The organism is Bacteroidota bacterium (assembly GCA_021300195.1).
In the GTDB taxonomy this organism is placed as follows: domain Bacteria; phylum Bacteroidota; class Bacteroidia; order J057; family JAJTIE01; genus JAJTIE01.
In genome coordinates this window covers 1-15748 of record JAJTIE010000043.1, presented here as the reverse complement: position 1 = coordinate 15748, position 15748 = coordinate 1, and the positions used below count along the sequence as shown (strand labels likewise).

Here is a 15748-nt window from a genome sequence, read left to right as displayed (position 1 = left end):
GCGTCAACTGCCAATATTCGGCTCCGAAAGGTACCAATCGGTATACATTTGGTACTGAGTGGCATAGTGGCGGATGCTCTTCATCTGTTCTTCACTTAGCTTGCGCAGTTTGCGTGCAGGGCTGCCGGCATACAGGTGGCCGCTCTCCAGCACCTGGCGCTGTAGCACCAGGCTGCCCGCGCCCAGTATCACGTCCGGCTCTATCACGGCCTGGTCCAGCACGGTGCAGCTCATCCCCACCAGTACATGGCTGTGTATCGTGCAGCCGTGTATCATGGCCAGGTGGCCTATGGTTACCTCGTCGCCTATGTGTGTTTCGGTATGCTGGTAGGTGCAGTGCACCACGGCCCCGTCCTGTATGTTGCTCCGGGCGCCTACGCGTATGGCATTCACGTCGCCACGCAGCACGGTGTTGTACCAGATACTGCTGCCCTCGCCCACCTGCACCTGGCCAATCAGTACGGCGGTTTCTGCTACAAAGGCCGTGGGGTGGACCTGCGGGCTATGCCCGCGCAGAGATTTCAGAAGTGCTTTCATCCCTGAAATTTATGAAAATCAAATTGTGGATAAAACAAAAAAGCCCTAACTTTGCCCTCCGCATTTTTAGCGAAATCTGTTTATTTATCATGCCTGTTAAACTAAGACTTCAACGTCAAGGACGCACGCACCGTGCCTTCTTCAGGATCGTAGCTGCCGATGCCCGCTCACCTCGGGATGGTCGTTTCATTGAGAAACTGGGCACCTTCGATCCACACAAGCAATTTGACCGCTACGAGCTGGACGCTGCAGCAGCCCTAAAGTGGCTACAGCAGGGTGCCCAGCCCACCGATACGGTCAAGAACATCCTAAGCGAGGAGGGCGTGCTGCTACGCCACCACCTGCATAAGCAGGGCAAGACGGCTGAAGAGATTGAAAAAGCCTACCAAGACTGGAAAACGACCCGCGACAAGAAGCAGGAAACGGCCCAGTTTGCCATACAAAAATCCAAGACGGAGCTAGCCAGTGCGGCCCATGCCCAAGAGCAGGCCAAACGCAAAGAGCGTGCAGCGGCCATATCGGCCCGCCTGGAGGAGGCTGCCAAGGAAGCTGCCGCTGCTGCCAAGGCCGCCGAGGCCGAAGCAACGGGTGAGGCACCTGCCGATGAGGCAGAGGCCGCCAGCGCACCCACTGCCGAAGTGGCCGAGAATGCTGCTGAGTAGTTTGGCCTGAACCGCCGAGTATCTGCCCTATGCCAGCACCCTCTGCAAAGCCCGATGTGCACATTGGGAAAGTGGTGAAGCCCCAGGGCATAAAAGGCGAACTGAAAGTACTGCTTGCGCACAAGCCTGTAGAACCTTATCTCGAGCTCAAGGAAGTCTTCCTTGAGCTCGATGCTTTTACTACCCCCCATCAGATAGAGCAGATACGCCCCCTGGACACACAGGCCGTGGGCCTTAAGCTGAGGGGCGTGGACGACCGAAACGCCGCCGAGCGCCTTCGTAACCAGGCTGTGCGCGTGCACGGCAGCCAGCTGCCCCGGCCAGAACCCGGGCAGCTCTATTGCCATGAGCTGGAGGGCCTGCTAGCCGTGGATGACGCCACAGGTACCGAGATTGGCACCATCATTCAGGTGCTGGAGATGCCAGGCCAAGATGTGCTGGAGGTGGCGGCACAGGGTGCCAAAGTGCTCATCCCCCTGGCCGAGCCTTTTATTGTAGGCCTTGATAAGCAAGCGGGTGTGCTACACCTGCGCTTACCCGAGGGCCTGCTGGACGTCTATCTGGGCGGGCCAGGCGCATAGGTGTGCCCGTAGGGCCTGCTGGAGGTGTATCTGGGTGGGTTAGCGAAAAACCCCGTTTTGCCAACGTTTATGCCGGCGGGCGGTTTACTCTTTTGTGTTGACAGGCTCCACCAGGATGTTCCCCGTCATTTCGGCCGGAATCTCCAGCCCCATCAGGTGGAGGATGGTGGGCGCAATGTCCCCCAGCTTTCCATCGCGGATGCGGAACTGCCGGGCATCCTGCCCATGCAGGATACAGGGCACCATGCTAAGGGTATGTGCTGTGTGTGGGCTGCCATCGGGGTTACGCATGCGGTCGCAGTTGCCATGGTCGGCCAGGCTGATGCAGGTGTAGCCCGCCGCCCACGCCGCCTCGGCCACCGCCTGGTGGCAGGCATCTACCGCCTCCACGGCTTTTACGGCTGCCTCCCATATACCCGTATGGCCTACCATATCGGGGTTTGCAAAGTTCAGGCAGATGAAGTCCGCATCGCCCTGCTGTATGCGGGGGATCAGGGTATCACGTATCTCATAGGCGCTCATCTCGGGCTTCAGGTCGTAGGTGGCCACCTTCGGGCTGGGGATCAGGATGCGTTCCTCGCCGGTGGCGGCGGTCTCCATCCCACCATTGAAGAAGAAGGTAACGTGTGGGTACTTCTCTGTTTCGGCTATGCGGATCTGCCGCAGGTGGGCCGCCGCCAGCACCTGGCCCAGGGTGTGTTTCAGCTCATCTTTTTCGAAGAAAACCTGCACCCCTTTGTAGCGGTCGTCGTAGCGGGTAAAGGTGGTGAAGTGTAGCGGCAGGGTATGCATGCCGTGCTCAGCCAGGTTCTCCTGCGTAAGGGCGCGCGTAAGCTGGCGGCCCCGGTCGGTGCGGAAGTTGAAAAACAGCACGGCATCCTCTGCCTCTATGCAGGCCACAGGCTGCCCGCCGTGCATGCATACAATGGGTTCTATAAACTCGTCTGTCTTTCCCTGCTCATAGCTGGCCCGTATGGCTGCCAGGGGGTCGGTAGTGGGGTGGCCCAGGCCATGCGTAAGCAGCTGGTAGGCACGGTGTGTGCGCTCCCAGCGCTGGTCGCGGTCCATGGCATAGTAGCGCCCGCATATACTGGCTAGCTGGCCTATGCCCTGCTGCTGCATGGCGGCCAGTACCTGCTGCACAAAGCTGAGGCCCGACCGGGGGTCTGTGTCTCGCCCGTCTGTAAAGGCGTGCAGGTACACCTCCGTCAGTCCGGCCCGCTTCAGTATGGGCAGCAGGGCCAGCAGGTGGCCCAGGTGGCTGTGCACACCGCCGTCGCTTACCAGCCCCAGCAGGTGTAGCGGCCGCTTATAGGCCAGGCAATAGGCAACCATATCCTGAAAGGCGGCGGTCTTTTCCAGGCTGCCGTCTGCCAGTGCCAGGTGGATGCGCTCCAGCTCCTGATACACCACGCGCCCGGCCCCCAGGTTCATGTGGCCCACCTCGCTATTCCCCATCTGGCCTGCCGGCAGGCCCACCGCCTGCTCACTGGCCTGCAGCCTGCTGTGCGGGTATTGGTGCATCAGCATCTGGTAGAAGGGTACGTGGGCCCTATCGGGTGCACTTACACGGGGGTCTTCGGCCAGGCCCCAGCCATCCAGGATGGTCAGCAGTACTTTTCGGCTCATAGATCTAGCTTGCGGGAATACACCCTAAGATAAGACATAAAAAAAGGACAGCCCCTGCTGTCCTGTTTCTTTCTGGTTGCCTGCCTGGCCTGCGGTCTGTGCCCGCTTGGGCCATGGCACTAGCCTATCAGCTTCTCGTAGGCAGCTGCGGCCAGCAGTTCGCCTTTGTCTGCCCCGGCAGCCAGCTTTACCTTCACCATCCAGCCCTTGCCATAGGGATCGGTGTTTACCAGCTCCGGATTGCCATCCAGCTCCCCGTTCAGCTCCAGGATCTCTCCGGCTATGGGCAGAAACAGGTCGCTCACGGTTTTCACGGCTTCTACGGTGCCAAATACCTCTCCCCCCTTCAGGTGCTCACCTACGGTGTTTGCTTCCACAAATACGATGTCGCCCAGCTCCTTCTGTGCAAAATCAGTAATCCCAATCGTGGCTACATCGCCCTCTATGCGTACCCATTCATGGTCTTTGGTATAGTGCAGGTCCTTTGGGATGTTCATGGTGTATACAGTTGGTGTCTACGGTGCATTAATGATTCGGGGCAAATATAGGAGTTGGGCACGCAAAAAAACAGAAGCCAGTGCCTTTCTTTTTGTTTTCAAATTTTAGTGAAAATGATTTATTCCGATCTTTAGCGCGGGATGGGCGATACCTTGGACGAGAGCAAGCAGGAGCTTATAAGCTGCTGGGGCGAGATGGCCGGCCACTGGGGCGTGAGCAAGACCATGGCGCAGGTATATGCCCTGCTGTATGTAAGCGCCCAGCCCCTGGACACGGATGCCGTGATGGAGGCCCTGGCCATCAGCCGTGGAAATGCAAACATAAACCTGCACAAGCTGCTGGACTGGAAGATTGTGGAACGGGTGGAGATGCCCGACACGCGGCGAGACTACTACGTGGCGCAAAAAGACGTGTGGGAGCTGACCTACCACATACTGGAAGAGCGCCGCCAGCGCGAGATACAACCCCTGATAGGGCGTGTAAGCCAGATAGAGCAGGAGGTGCGCCGCCATGCTGACGAGGCACAGCGGCCCCTTACCCAAGAGGAGGCTGAGTTTGTGCAGAATGTACAGCAGATGAGCGACTTTCTACGCTTATTTGAAGATATTGCCCAGCGACTGCTCCCCCTGCTAAGGCAGCGGCAGCTGCTGCAGCTAAGTGGCTGGATGGACCTATTTGCCAAGCCCTCATGAAAAAGAACTTCGCCCGCACCACCCGCCGCCTGCTGCGAGACCTGCACGCCCGCGAGAGTATGCGCCTGGGCTGGTACCGCCAGGTGCACAGCGGGGGAGACCGCATACGCCTGCTGCGCGAGCGAAAGGCCCAGCACACGGCCTTCCTGAACGACCTGCTGCGCCGCCGCCGCAGCCGCCCCATCTGGTACGCACGCTGGTTCTACTACTTTGGCCACCTCTTCGGCTGGTGCACCGCCCTGCTGCCCGCCCCCTGGGCCACCCGCATAGAGCGTACCCTGGAGGCCTGGATCATGCTGCGCTACGAGAAGTACCTGCGCCGGCTGCAGCTACAATTTGGCTTCCGATCCATGATAGAAGCCCTGACCCTGGAAAAACTGAACCACAACGAACCCGGCCCCGATGTGCTAAAGGTGCTGCAAGAGGTGCTGGACAACCAGCAGCAGCTGGTAGCCCACGCGCCCGAGAGCAAGCAGATGAAGGTTGGCAAAACCCCCTCCTGAGCACCGCAACCCCTACGGCCTGTGGGGCGGATTGGGTCGGGTGACAATACACCCAAACGCCTATGGGTGGGCTACATTCTCGCTGGTGTCTTGCGTCGAGTGTTTACTGTGGGTTTAACCATTCTAGTGCCAAGGTAGGAATCCCTCAATCCCGTTAGACATGAAGAAGGCTAGTCACACAGATGAAGAGAGCCTGGTACAAGAACTGTACGAGCTAACCCTGGGGCCAAAGTACATGGCGTGGTGGCGGGACTACCGAAAACAACAAGTAGAGGATAAAGTACAAGCATTATTTGCCAAATATCCGACCATGCGTAAGCAGGTAGAAGGGGCTTTTGAATTAGTGAATGGTACTTACGAGGAGACGATTTCTGAAAAACTAGATTCAATTTTAACAGGGAACAAAGCATGGGACTCATTATTTATTTTTCTAATTATAAGTGCGCTTCTCATAGAAAATTACACAACTGGAACTCATGAAAAGGCTTATGAGAAAGCTTTTATTTTGCTAGATAATCATCCTGATTTATTTATATATTACCCTGTAACCGCCCATCTTATACGTGGAAACATGAATCATAATCGATACGAGTATGAAGGCGCACTAGCCGACTACAACTGGGCGATTGAAAGGGCTCCAGATTGTGCGCTAGCCTATTTTTTGCGTGCTAACTTAAAATATATCCAAACGAACCGTGCTCGACGCGTAGGCCTAATTAGCGACTACAGCCAGGCAATAAAGCTGGATCCTGGTTATGCATCGGCCTACTACATGCGTGGAAAAATGAAGGCTACGCGATACGATAATAAAGGTGCAATAGCCGACTATAATCGGACGATCGAGCTAGATTCCAATAATGCTTTGGCCTATTTCACACGTGGTAATGCGAAGCGTAAAACGGACAGCATAGGTGCAATCGCCGACTACAGCCGTGCTACAGAGATAGACCCCAATTATGCAGTTGCCTATCATAATCGTGGATTAATCTATGAAATGCAGGAAAAATATGCGGATGCTTATCACGATTACTGCCAGGCTACTTCCATCGACCCAGTCTATAAAACTGATATAGATCGCATACGTAAGCACTTAGATTTCCTTTAGGGTACTTGGTAGGTACTTAACCCCCTTGCCCATGCAGGCAGCGTAGCCTAGTAGTCGATTGGCTTTGCTAGCTAGAGTTGCGCTGTACCCAGCGTGTGCGTACGCAAAGAGATAAATTTTACCCTTCTAGCAGCGCACAAAGCCCTAACTTGGGGCATGCGCCGCCCCGCCACCCACCCTGGTCGATACGCCTTCTGGTGGCTGGCCCTCGCCACGCTACTGCCGCTGTGGGGCTACCTGCTGCTGGCCGGCCCGCAGTACGAGCCCGACCTGCACTACTACCTGACCGGTGCCCTGCACTGGCACCCCCTGCACCCCCCCGGCACCAATATGTTCCTTTCCGTGTGCCACAGGCTGTGGCCATCGGCCTACCTGCCCGTCTTGCTTCAGACATTGGCCTTTGCCCTATGCCTGGCCGCCCTGCTGCACTACGGCCTGCGCCTCCGGGGCTGGGTGGCCCTGCTCCCGTCCCTCTGGCTGGGGCTAGACCCCCTGCCTGCCTACCTGCTGCTCTCGCTACAGAGCGAGGCACTGTTTATGGCCAGCCTGCTGCTGCTGCTTACGGCCCTGCTGCGCCGCGCCCCGGCCTGGCAGCTGGGGCTGCTGCTGGGCCTGGCCTTTCTGTTTCGGTACCAGGCACTCTTCAGCCTGCCCGCCGTGGCGGTGTGGGTGGGCCTGCGCAGCTGGCGAGCCCGATCCGGAGTTGGGCATAGCCTGGCCCTGCTCCTGCTCCCCCTGGGCCTGGTGGTGGGGATAGAGCAGCTGGGCCACCGGCTGCAGGGCCACCACCACTACCCCGTGCAGGGCAAGCGGCTGTGGGACAATGCCAGTGCCCTGGCCCCCGAGCAGGCCGCCCCCGGCCCGCTGGCCCGGCTACTGCGGCAGCAGCGCGATAGCCTGGAGCGGGTTCGGCCCGGGCACTGGCAGCGCTATCCCCGGGCACGCTACCAGCTGGGCGAATGGGCCCTGCACCTGCGCCGTAGCCAGCTCATTGCCCGTGGCCAAAGCCCTGCCCAGGCCTGGCAGCAGGCCGATGCAGAGCTGGCGGCCCTCACCCCCTACCCCCCACTGCAGGTGCATGGCCAGCTGCTGGCCGATAACCTGCGTGCCCTGTACCGCCACCCCTGGCTAGAGTATCGGCACCTGCCGGCGTATCGCCCGGTGCAGGCTGCCGAGTACCGCGAGCTGGACCAGCTGGTATACCGGCTGTATGGCTACCGCCAGCAGCTGGCCCGGCAGCCCGCCGCCTGGCAGCGGGCCAGCTGGCAGCGCCTGGCACTGGGTATGTACACACTGGTGGCCCTGCTGCTGGTGGCCCTGGGCTGCTGGCGCCGTGCACTGCGTGCGCCCACAGGGTTCGTACTGCTGCCGCTAGCCCTGCTGCTGCTGGGGGTGCCCATTCAGCCACGCTTTGTGCTGGTGTATGGGCCGGTGCTGGTGGCGCTGGCAGCCGCGCAATATGCCCGCCGCTGCAACCGCCGTGACGTAGCGGCGGGCTACAGGCCTGTGAATCTTCTGTGAATCTTGGGTGGAGACTACCGAATTTCTTTCGGGATTGCTATTATGGGCAATCAAATTCCGCTTTCATTATCCCATTCTCTATGACGCCATCTATACCCAACACCCTGCTGCTGGTAGAAGACGAGCCCGATGCCGGGATGCTACTGCGAGACTACCTGCGGCGCCAGGGCTATACCGTACGCTGGTATACCAGCGGGGACGCCTGTGCCCGCGAGCTGCCCGCCCTGGAGGTAGACCTGGCCATACTGGATGTAATGGTACCAGGCCTGGACGGCTACCAGCTGCTGGAGGCCCTGCGCCATACCCCGCACCTAAAGGGTCTGCCTGTAATAATGCTCACAGCCCGAGACCGCGAGAGTGATGTAGTGGAGGGCCTGACACAGGGGGCAGATGCCTATATACGCAAGCCTGCGGGCCTGGCCCTGGTGGCAGCCCATGTGCAGCGGCTGCTGAACCGCATATCCCGCCCCACAGACGGACCCGCCCCCGAGCGGCACTATGGCCCCCTGCGCCTACAGCCCGAGTTTCAGCAGGCGTATCTGGCGGAGCAATCCCTGCAGCTGACGCCCACCGAGTACCAGGTGCTGGAGCTGATGCTGGCCGACCCGGACAAGGCCTACAGCCGCGCCAAGCTGCTGAGCCTGCTAGACCCCGGTGCGCAGAAGGGCCTGAATGAGCGCACGGTGGATGCCCACATGAAGAACCTGCGTTCCAAGCTGGGGCCCCTGTCCGGTATGATCTATACCGTACGCGGCGTAGGCTATGGTGTAGACCCCACAGCCTATGCGGAGGCTTAGCAGGCGCCTTAGCTGGCTGCTCATTGGCATTATGGTGCTGGCCATTACCTTCACCATCGGCTACTCCATCCTGTTTATACGCGACTACATGTTCCGCGCCGAGCAGCAAAAAATGCACCGCCTGGCACGGCACATGCTCTCCCGGCCAGACGGAGACAAAACCCTGCAGCCCATGGTGCGGGCCCACGGCTACAGGCTACAGCTGCTGGATACACCCCTACCCAGCCGCATGTGGGAGACGGATGAGCACCTGTATGCCCAGTACAGCCAGCATGGCCGTACCGTACGGCTGCAGGCCACCAAGGCGCATGTGCTAGACCAGCTACGCCCCATCCGCTGGATTATCTACCAGGCCATGTTTATTACTGTGGGCCTGGTGGTGCTGGCCAGCGTGTTTTTTGCCGTAGCCGTTACCCGCCCCATTGTGCGCATCAAGAATGTGCTGGAAAAGCTGGCCGACCGCAGCCCCGAACTGCTGGAACGCGACAGCAAGCGCAAGGATGAGATCGGCATGATTGTGCGCGCACTGAACCACGTGAGCCGAAACCTGCGCCAGGACAACGTGCGCCTGAAGCAGCTGTATGAGCGCCAGGGGAGGTTTTACCAGGATGTGGCCCATGAGCTGAACAACCCCCTGCATGCCCTGAGTGGTGCGGTGGAAATGCTGGAGCTACAGATAGACGATGTGGAAACCCGGCAGCAGTACCTGGCCGTTATCCGCCGACACCAGCAGCGGATGGCTGCGCTGGTAAAGGACATCCTGGCACTCCAAAACTCGGAGCTGGACCAGCTGCCCCTAAGGCCGGAGCAGATAGCCCTGCGGCCACTGATAGAGGGCCGGGTGGCCGACTTTCAGGATGCCTTTGCCCGGAAGGGCATTCGCCTGCGCATGGAGGCGCCCGACGCAGAAACCCAAGTGTGGGCCGACCCCGATGCCCTGCTGCGCATCCTGGAAAACCTGCTGAGCAATGCCCTGAAGTATACCGAGCGGGGCGAGGTGGCCATGGGGGCACGCCTGCAGCAGGGGGGGGTAGAGCTGTATGTGCAAGATACCGGCCTGGGCATATCCGCAGAGCACCTGCCACTGCTTACCGAGCGCTTCTACCGGGTAGATACTGATCGTTCTCGCGAGAAAGGAGGTACAGGCCTGGGCCTGTCTATTGTAGCCAGCCTGCTACGCCAGATGGAAAGCGAGCTGCAGGTGCGCAGCGAGCCCGGCGTGGGCAGTACCTTCAGCTTTGTGCTGCCTATCGCCTCTTAGCTCCCTCTGGGTTCAGTGCTGTGTGCGCTACTGCTCCTGGTCGCCCAGCGTCTTGGTGCCAGGCTGGCCCAGGGCTTCTTCTTCGGGTAGTGGCAGGGCTGCTTCCAGGTGCTGCCGCACTTCCTCAGCCAGGTTTCCGGGTGCAGGTGGCGGGTCTTTTGCCATGCCTGGGGCGGTGCTTTGGGCTGGGTTCTCGGCCACTGGTGGCGTGTTCGGCGCGTTGGTCTCGTGTGCCTGCCTTTCGGGCAGCATGCCTGGTTTGGCCTCCTCTACCAGCGACTGGCTATTTAGCCGCGCAATCCACTGGTCGCTGTCGTCGGCCTCCAGGGCCAGGCTCATTTCGGCCAGGGCACGTTCTATCTGCTGCAGGTACTGCTGGCCGCGCTGGCCATCCAGGGCCTTTTTTCTGGCCCTGAGTTCCTGTAGGTAGGCCTGCTTTAGCTGCTCGCGTTTCTCCGGCCCGCTCTGCTCTTTCATACCACCGAGATTTATGTCCCTTTTGTATACACTTGTCAGCACCTCTCCTGCGCATATTTTGGCTACTGCTCTTCTGTACGGTTTAAAAAACCGTAGCCATGAAAAAGATTCCATGGCGTACAGCTTGTTTTTGCTTGTAGATGCTTTTTGTTTGTTCCGGCGATTTGTTTCTTTTCAGACTGTCTGGATCTTAAAGAAGACGATTCTCAGAAGGAGAAGAAGTTTGTGGTTTGTTTGTAAAGGGGAACTGCCCGATGGCATTTGGCGCAGGATTAAGCGGCCAGTTTTAGTCCCCGCTCTTTCACCTTGTGGAAAAGGAAAAGCATCTCGTGGGCTATTTCTGCATTGTAGCGGTCGTAAAAGGATGCCTGTGCGCTGGCATTGGCCAGGTTTGGATCCATCATAGGTAGCAGGAAGCGCAGCGTGGATCCCGTGTGGGCAAAGCTGCCGGCCTCCATGGGGCTACAGGTAAGCACCGCAATGTGCGGCTCGGCCTTGGGCACCGTGCTACTGCCCTGCTTGCTGTGGCACCAGATGCCGGGTGAGCCCAGGCTTGTAAGTAGCTGGTAAACTGAATCTGCATCGGCACACCTGGGGCTGGCAGTAAAGCCCACACGTTCCAGGGCCTCAATCGCTTCCTTTAGGATAGACCCGGGTATGCTGCCCCCACTATGGCTGGTAATGGAGCAGCTGTGGCCAAAATAGTGCCAGGCAGCCACCTGTGCCCATACCTGTGCCAGCTGGCTACGGCAGCTATTGTCTGGGCACAGGAAGAGCAGGTTCACGGTTTTTTCCTTCCGCATCATGGCATACACATGCATGGCCAGGCAGCCAAGTATATCCTGGCGAAGGAGGCGAATCTTATCAAAGTCGCTTTTCTGCTTTTCGATAAAGGCCTCGATGTTTTTGTGCATCGGCACACTTGATTGGTAGTTGACGGCGTTCATTATGATTGAAAATTGGTTTGTGTTATGCGAATATAGCCTTACTGAGACACATAATCATTAAGCATTTAACAAAAAAATAGACCAAGATTGAAAATTCAACAAAAGTGCGTACCTGCTTTGCAGAAGATGCGTACGAATCCAGGCAGGGGGGATTTCGGATCTTCAGGAATGCGCAAAACCAGGGTCTGGCCAGGTTTTGCTAGCCGATCGGGCAGCCGGCTTAGTGCCCCGCTTGCAGCACCCCCGGCGGCGCTATTTTGCATAAGGATAGCCCCCGACTAGTCGGCAGGGCTACCCCCTTGGCTATACCCACTCACCCGCTTTGTAAGAAATGTAACCCCAATGCTTTGCGGGTGCGATACCAGGAGTTTTGGGCACCGATAAGCCAGCGGTAGAGCAGGGCATGGACCTGCGCCTACCCTGAGTATTCACCGCTATCAGGCCTAAAGCGACAACTTGAACGACTTTTTGTACCGTTTAGTCTAAATAGTTACATGTGTTCCCAAACAGATGCTTAATTTGGTATAGTAAAGAGGAATTTTAGACATGCACACAAAAGAAATGCAGAATAATACTGGTTTTCAGAATGACTTGGATGCCCGCGGGCTGGAGCTGGCTGCCAACACGCTAAAGGCTATCGCGCATCCTATGCGCATGGCCATCCTGTACCTACTGAAGCGCGAGGGACGGATGTCCGTTACGCAAATCTACGGAGCCCTGGGCCTGGAGCAGGCGGTTGCTTCTCACCACCTGGGCATCTTGAAGGATAAGGGCGTGCTGGGCTCTTCACGCGAGGGCAAGAACACGTTTTACTACCTGGGCAAGCCAGAGCTGGCGCAGGTGCTGGACATTGTGCAGCAGAGCCTGAGGTAGGCGAGCCTGAACCAGGTTAAGACAAAAGAGCAGCTGGGTTATGATTTTGTTAAGCCTGCCTGTTCTGTCGGCCGGGGTGTATGAGGGGAGTAGGGGATGAATTTACTTTGCACGCCAAAGTACACCCTGCTACTTACCACACCCCATGCGCTACATTTTACTCGCTGTACTAGCCTGTCTACTCTCTTCGCACCTGTATGCACAGGGCGGCATACGCGGCCAGGTAACTGACCAGAGTACCGGAGATCCCCTCATCGGAGTATACATCCGGGTGATCAACAGTACGAAGGGTGCCGAGTCTGATTTCGACGGCAACTACTCGATAACCGACCTGGCTGCCGGTAACTATACCCTTGTTTTTCAATACGGCGGCTATCTGGCCGACACCATTCCGGGCGTACAGGTAAGTGCGGGAAAGCTTACAGAGCTGAACCTGAAAATGCAGGACCAGGCTGCGGAAATAGGCACCATCACCATCAAGGGTGAGCGCGTGGCTATTACCAACGACGTAGCGCTGATAGGCGACATCAAGATGAGCGATGTGGTGGTAACCGGCATCAGCCAGCAGCAGATGAACCTGAGCCAAGACCGTAGTGCTGGAGACGCCATCCGGCGGGTATCCGGTGTTACGCTACAGGGCGGCAGCTTTGTAAACATACGGGGCCTGAGCGAGCGCTACAATGTGGTGATGCTGAACAACGTAATAGCCCCCAGCACCGAGACTGATCGCCGGGCTTTTGACTTTGGCATTGTGCCCAGCAGTATGCTGGACCGCATAACCGTGTACCGCAGCCCCAGCCCCGAGCTGTATGCAGATATGGGCGGCGGCATTGTGCGCATCTATACCCGGAATGTACCCGAAAAAAACACGGTAACAGCCAGCCTCTCTGGCAGCTGGCGCTTTGGCACCACTGGCCAGGAGGCACTGAACCACGACCGTCCGGGCGGCTTCGCCCTGGGCCTCTACAATGGCGACAACGACCTACCCGGCAGCTTCCCCGAAAAAGGAACGGTGCGCAACGCCAGTGGCTTCAATGCGACGCAGCGGGCCGAGCTGGGCAAGCAGCTGAGCAACGACCTGGACACCAAGGTATCTACCATTGGCCCCGATGTGCGGGCCAGCATGGGCTATGGTACCCGCTTCCCCGTGGGCAAGGCACTGATCGGTACCAGCACCATCCTGCGCTATAGCAACGCCCACCAGTATTTTGATGTGGAGCGGGATGAGTATGCCGGTACGGAGCGGAAGTTATTTGAGTTTGACGACAAAAATTATACCCACACCACCTCCATTGGCATTCTGCACAACTGGTCTGCGGTGCTGGATGAGCGAAAGAACCACAAGCTTTATTTTCGCAACCTCTTTAGCCAGAATAACGCCAAGCAAACCGTGGTACGCCTGGGTGGCAACCTGGAGGACAACGCCGCTGAGGAGGCACGCTACTCCTTTAGCCAGGAGATCAACAGCATCTACAGCGGCCAGCTAAGTGGCGAGCACGACCTGAGTGAGGCTCTGCGCACCAAGATAGAGTGGACAGCGGCCTACAATTATGCCAACAAGAACATCCCCGACTGGCGCCAGTATGTGCTGATACGCCCGATAGACTCTACGGACTTCTTCCTGAATGCGACGGCCCAGGTAGGCTCGCGCGAAACCGGCAGCCGTTTCTATTCCGAAAACACGGAGAATACCTACATCGGGCTGGTTAACCTCACCACCGCCTTCAAGTTTCTGCAGCGCGATGCCGAGCTGAAGTATGGCTTCTACTACGAGGCCAAAGACCGGAACTTCGACTCGCGCCTGCTGGGCATCCAGTACCGGCCGGGGGCCAACAATGTGTTTGGCGACTTTAGCCAGCTGCGGGTGGAGCGAGACCAGCTGTATCGCACCAACGTGTTTGCCTACGGCTATGCCCCCGACAAGTACCGTGCCAACGGCGGCCTGCAGCTGGAGGAGCTGACTCAGCCCCAGGACTCGTATACCGCCGACCAAAAACTCTATGCCGGTTACCTGGCGGTAGGCCTGCCCATCACCGCCCGCCTGAGGGTATTTGGCGGCGCACGCTACGAAAGCAGCGTGCAGACCCTCGAGTCTGAAATAGGCAATGGTGCCAGCGGTGATCCGCTGAAGGTAGATAATCCCTTCGATATCTGGATGCCTACGGCTACCCTTACCTACCGCTTTAGCGACCAGCACAGCCTGCGCGGCAGCTACAGCAAGACCCTGAACCGCCCCGAGCTGCGCGAGCTGGCACCTTTCGAATTCTACATTTTTGAGTACAACCAGCTACGTGCCGGAAACCCCGCGCTGAAGACGGCTACCATCAACCACTACGAGCTTCGCTACGAATTCTACCCCACCCTGGGCGACCTCATCACCTTGGGCGGCTTCTATAAAGACTTTACCGACCCCATCGAGTACTTCCTGGACCCCCGGTCCCAGCTGAACTCATTCAACCTGATCAACGCAGACCGCGCCCAGAGCTTTGGCGTAGAGGTGGAAATACGAAAAAACCTGGGCTTTATCGACTCTACGTTCAGGAACTTCTCCCTCATTGGCAATGCCGCCCTTATCCGGTCGCGTGTAGAGATTAAGGACCAGGCCCTCAAGACTCTGCTGGGCGACAATGCCGATCGCCCTCTGCAGGGCCAAGCCCCCTATGTGATCAACGCCGGACTATACTACGAGAACGAAAAGCTGGGCCTGGGTACCAGTGTGCAGTACAATGTGGTGGGCCCAAACATCGCCTTTGTGGGCAACGTAAACGACCCCGCCATCTTCAATACCCCCCGCCACCTGCTGGACTTTACCCTCCGGAAGGACATCAACCGCTGGTTCTCGGCCAACGTGGGTATGCAGAACATTCTGAACGCCGAGTTCATCCAGGTGCAAGACACCAATGGCGACAACACGGGCCAGCGCAATGGCGACGACCGATCCATCCTCCGCTACTTTGAGCAACCCTACCTGACCGTGGGCTTTTCTATGAACCTACAGCCCCAGCCTCGGGAAAAATAAACACTAGCTGCACGACCCCTGCCTGGCAGTGGCCAGGCTAAGGAAGAGCGGTGAAAGACCGCTCTTTTTTTTATCGGTAACGGAAGCTTAAAGCTGCCATAACAGAAAACCAAGTCTGGCCTCCGAACTTTGCTGTCAATTATCAAAAGGATTAAAACCTGTTGTAACTATGAAAAAACGTTTATCTCTCTTCTTACTAGCCCTGCTGGTGAGTAGCGCGGTAGCCCAGACCGGCAACCTGCGCTACACCACTAACGCTACGGCGGGCCTGCCAGATCTGTTTGGCACGCTGGCCCCTGCTAACTTTAAGCCTCGTATCACTTCTGAGATCGCCACCAAGGCGAACTTCACGGGTCTCGATGCCTTCTTTACCAATGTTGCCTATGCAGGTGCCGTAGACCCTGCTGCTGCTACCCCCTGGGTGGGCGAGAGCTGGGTAAACTGGAGCCCCCAGACCGCTACCTATGCTGCCCCCACCGCTACCCTGGATGGAAGCTACACCGGCATAAGCGCAACTACCATCAATGGGGTAAGCGTTCTGGAGATCGCTGCTAACCTGAGCCTGCCTGCCGGGGTATACAGCCTGCCTACCGATATCTATGTACGTAGTGGCGCCACCCTGACCATCGCCGCCGGCAGCGTACTG

16 protein-coding genes are annotated in these 15748 nt (G+C 58.0%); 11 read left to right on the top strand and 5 right to left on the bottom strand.

The window, feature by feature from the left end:
- Positions 1 to 3: 3 nt before the first annotated feature.
- Complete coding sequence (locus LW884_09720; protein MCE3008605.1) at positions 4 to 537, bottom strand: gamma carbonic anhydrase family protein; 534 nt, start codon at positions 535 to 537, stop codon at positions 4 to 6.
- Positions 538 to 626: 89 nt separating this feature from the next.
- Here LW884_09720 and rpsP point away from each other — a divergent pair, with 89 nt between their 5' ends.
- Positions 627 to 1199 (top strand): 30S ribosomal protein S16, encoded by a 573-nt coding sequence (gene rpsP / locus LW884_09715; GenBank protein MCE3008604.1) that lies wholly within the window; start codon positions 627 to 629, stop codon positions 1197 to 1199.
- A gap of 29 nt (positions 1200 to 1228) precedes the next feature.
- Positions 1229 to 1780 carry a ribosome maturation factor RimM gene (rimM, locus tag LW884_09710; protein ID MCE3008603.1) on the top strand — a complete coding sequence of 184 codons (552 nt, stop codon included), beginning with the start codon at positions 1229 to 1231 and terminating at the stop codon, positions 1778 to 1780.
- Between the two features lie 84 nt (positions 1781 to 1864).
- Here the strand turns inward: rimM and gpmI are convergent, their stop codons facing one another.
- Both gpmI and gcvH read right to left on the bottom strand, forming a co-directional pair.
- Positions 1865 to 3409 carry a 2,3-bisphosphoglycerate-independent phosphoglycerate mutase gene (gene gpmI, locus LW884_09705; protein ID MCE3008602.1) on the bottom strand — a complete coding sequence of 515 codons (1545 nt, stop codon included), beginning with the start codon at positions 3407 to 3409 and terminating at the stop codon, positions 1865 to 1867.
- A 119-nt stretch (positions 3410 to 3528) separates the two neighbouring features.
- Positions 3529 to 3906 (bottom strand): glycine cleavage system protein GcvH, encoded by a 378-nt coding sequence (gcvH, locus tag LW884_09700; GenBank protein MCE3008601.1) that lies wholly within the window; start codon positions 3904 to 3906, stop codon positions 3529 to 3531.
- 141 nt (positions 3907 to 4047) lie between these two features.
- Between gcvH and LW884_09695 the strand changes: the two genes are divergently transcribed.
- From LW884_09695 to LW884_09670, 6 genes are all read left to right on the top strand, one after another.
- A complete protein-coding gene (locus LW884_09695; protein MCE3008600.1) occupies positions 4048 to 4599 on the top strand; it encodes a hypothetical protein in 552 nt (183 codons plus the stop codon).
- Positions 4600 to 4745: 146 nt separating this feature from the next.
- Entirely contained in the window at positions 4746 to 5102 is a 357-nt protein-coding gene (locus LW884_09690) for a hypothetical protein (GenBank protein ID MCE3008599.1), read from the top strand.
- 160 nt (positions 5103 to 5262) lie between these two features.
- On the top strand, positions 5263 to 6207 hold the full coding sequence (locus LW884_09685; GenBank protein ID MCE3008598.1) for a tetratricopeptide repeat protein: 945 nt from the start codon (positions 5263 to 5265) through the stop codon (positions 6205 to 6207).
- Between the two features lie 156 nt (positions 6208 to 6363).
- On the top strand, positions 6364 to 7728 hold the full coding sequence (locus LW884_09680; GenBank protein ID MCE3008597.1) for a hypothetical protein: 1365 nt from the start codon (positions 6364 to 6366) through the stop codon (positions 7726 to 7728).
- A gap of 80 nt (positions 7729 to 7808) precedes the next feature.
- The gene (locus LW884_09675) at positions 7809 to 8525 is read left to right on the top strand and encodes a response regulator transcription factor (protein MCE3008596.1); all 717 of its coding nucleotides are present in this window, start codon (positions 7809 to 7811) and stop codon (positions 8523 to 8525) included.
- Positions 8512 to 9786: an ATP-binding protein gene (locus LW884_09670; protein ID MCE3008595.1), complete on the top strand. Its 1275-nt coding sequence runs from the start codon at positions 8512 to 8514 to the stop codon at positions 9784 to 9786. The genes LW884_09675 and LW884_09670 overlap by 14 nt, the downstream gene beginning before the upstream one ends.
- A 27-nt stretch (positions 9787 to 9813) precedes the next feature.
- Here LW884_09670 and LW884_09665 read toward each other — a convergent pair whose 3' ends face one another.
- Together LW884_09665 and LW884_09660 are read right to left on the bottom strand one after the other, a co-directional pair.
- Positions 9814 to 10263, bottom strand: coding sequence for a hypothetical protein (locus LW884_09665; GenBank protein MCE3008594.1), 450 nt, complete (start codon positions 10261 to 10263; stop codon positions 9814 to 9816).
- A gap of 272 nt (positions 10264 to 10535) precedes the next feature.
- Positions 10536 to 11177, bottom strand: a complete 642-nt coding sequence (locus LW884_09660; GenBank protein MCE3008593.1) for a hypothetical protein — start codon at positions 11175 to 11177, stop codon at positions 10536 to 10538.
- Between the two features lie 579 nt (positions 11178 to 11756).
- Between LW884_09660 and LW884_09655 the strand changes: the two genes are divergently transcribed.
- From LW884_09655 to LW884_09645, 3 genes are all read left to right on the top strand, one after another.
- Entirely contained in the window at positions 11757 to 12083 is a 327-nt protein-coding gene (locus tag LW884_09655; GenBank protein MCE3008592.1) for a metalloregulator ArsR/SmtB family transcription factor, read from the top strand.
- A 145-nt stretch (positions 12084 to 12228) separates the two neighbouring features.
- Entirely contained in the window at positions 12229 to 15102 is a 2874-nt protein-coding gene (locus tag LW884_09650; GenBank protein MCE3008591.1) for a TonB-dependent receptor, read from the top strand.
- Between the two features lie 169 nt (positions 15103 to 15271).
- On the top strand, positions 15272 to 15748 hold a 477-nt coding region (locus tag LW884_09645), incomplete at its 3' end, for a hypothetical protein (protein MCE3008590.1).

Bases quoted from the DNA above. Each gene is read 5' to 3' on its own strand.
- LW884_09670 (MCE3008595.1), top strand. From the start codon at position 8,512: ATGCGGAGGCTTAGCAGGCGCCTTAGCTGGCTGCTCATTGGCATTATG.
- LW884_09720 (MCE3008605.1), bottom strand. From the start codon at position 537: ATGAAAGCACTTCTGAAATCTCTGCGCGGGCATAGCCCGCAGGTCCAC.
- LW884_09695 (MCE3008600.1), top strand. From the start codon at position 4,048: ATGGGCGATACCTTGGACGAGAGCAAGCAGGAGCTTATAAGCTGCTGG.
- LW884_09685 (MCE3008598.1), top strand. From the start codon at position 5,263: ATGAAGAAGGCTAGTCACACAGATGAAGAGAGCCTGGTACAAGAACTG.
- LW884_09650 (MCE3008591.1), top strand. From the start codon at position 12,229: ATGCGCTACATTTTACTCGCTGTACTAGCCTGTCTACTCTCTTCGCAC.
- LW884_09655 (MCE3008592.1), top strand. From the start codon at position 11,757: ATGCACACAAAAGAAATGCAGAATAATACTGGTTTTCAGAATGACTTG.
- LW884_09675 (MCE3008596.1), top strand. From the start codon at position 7,809: ATGACGCCATCTATACCCAACACCCTGCTGCTGGTAGAAGACGAGCCC.
- rimM (MCE3008603.1), top strand. From the start codon at position 1,229: ATGCCAGCACCCTCTGCAAAGCCCGATGTGCACATTGGGAAAGTGGTG.
- LW884_09680 (MCE3008597.1), top strand. From the start codon at position 6,364: ATGCGCCGCCCCGCCACCCACCCTGGTCGATACGCCTTCTGGTGGCTG.
- rpsP (MCE3008604.1), top strand. From the start codon at position 627: ATGCCTGTTAAACTAAGACTTCAACGTCAAGGACGCACGCACCGTGCC.
- LW884_09665 (MCE3008594.1), bottom strand. From the start codon at position 10,263: ATGAAAGAGCAGAGCGGGCCGGAGAAACGCGAGCAGCTAAAGCAGGCC.
- LW884_09660 (MCE3008593.1), bottom strand. From the start codon at position 11,177: ATGCACAAAAACATCGAGGCCTTTATCGAAAAGCAGAAAAGCGACTTT.
- gcvH (MCE3008601.1), bottom strand. From the start codon at position 3,906: ATGAACATCCCAAAGGACCTGCACTATACCAAAGACCATGAATGGGTA.
- gpmI (MCE3008602.1), bottom strand. From the start codon at position 3,409: ATGAGCCGAAAAGTACTGCTGACCATCCTGGATGGCTGGGGCCTGGCC.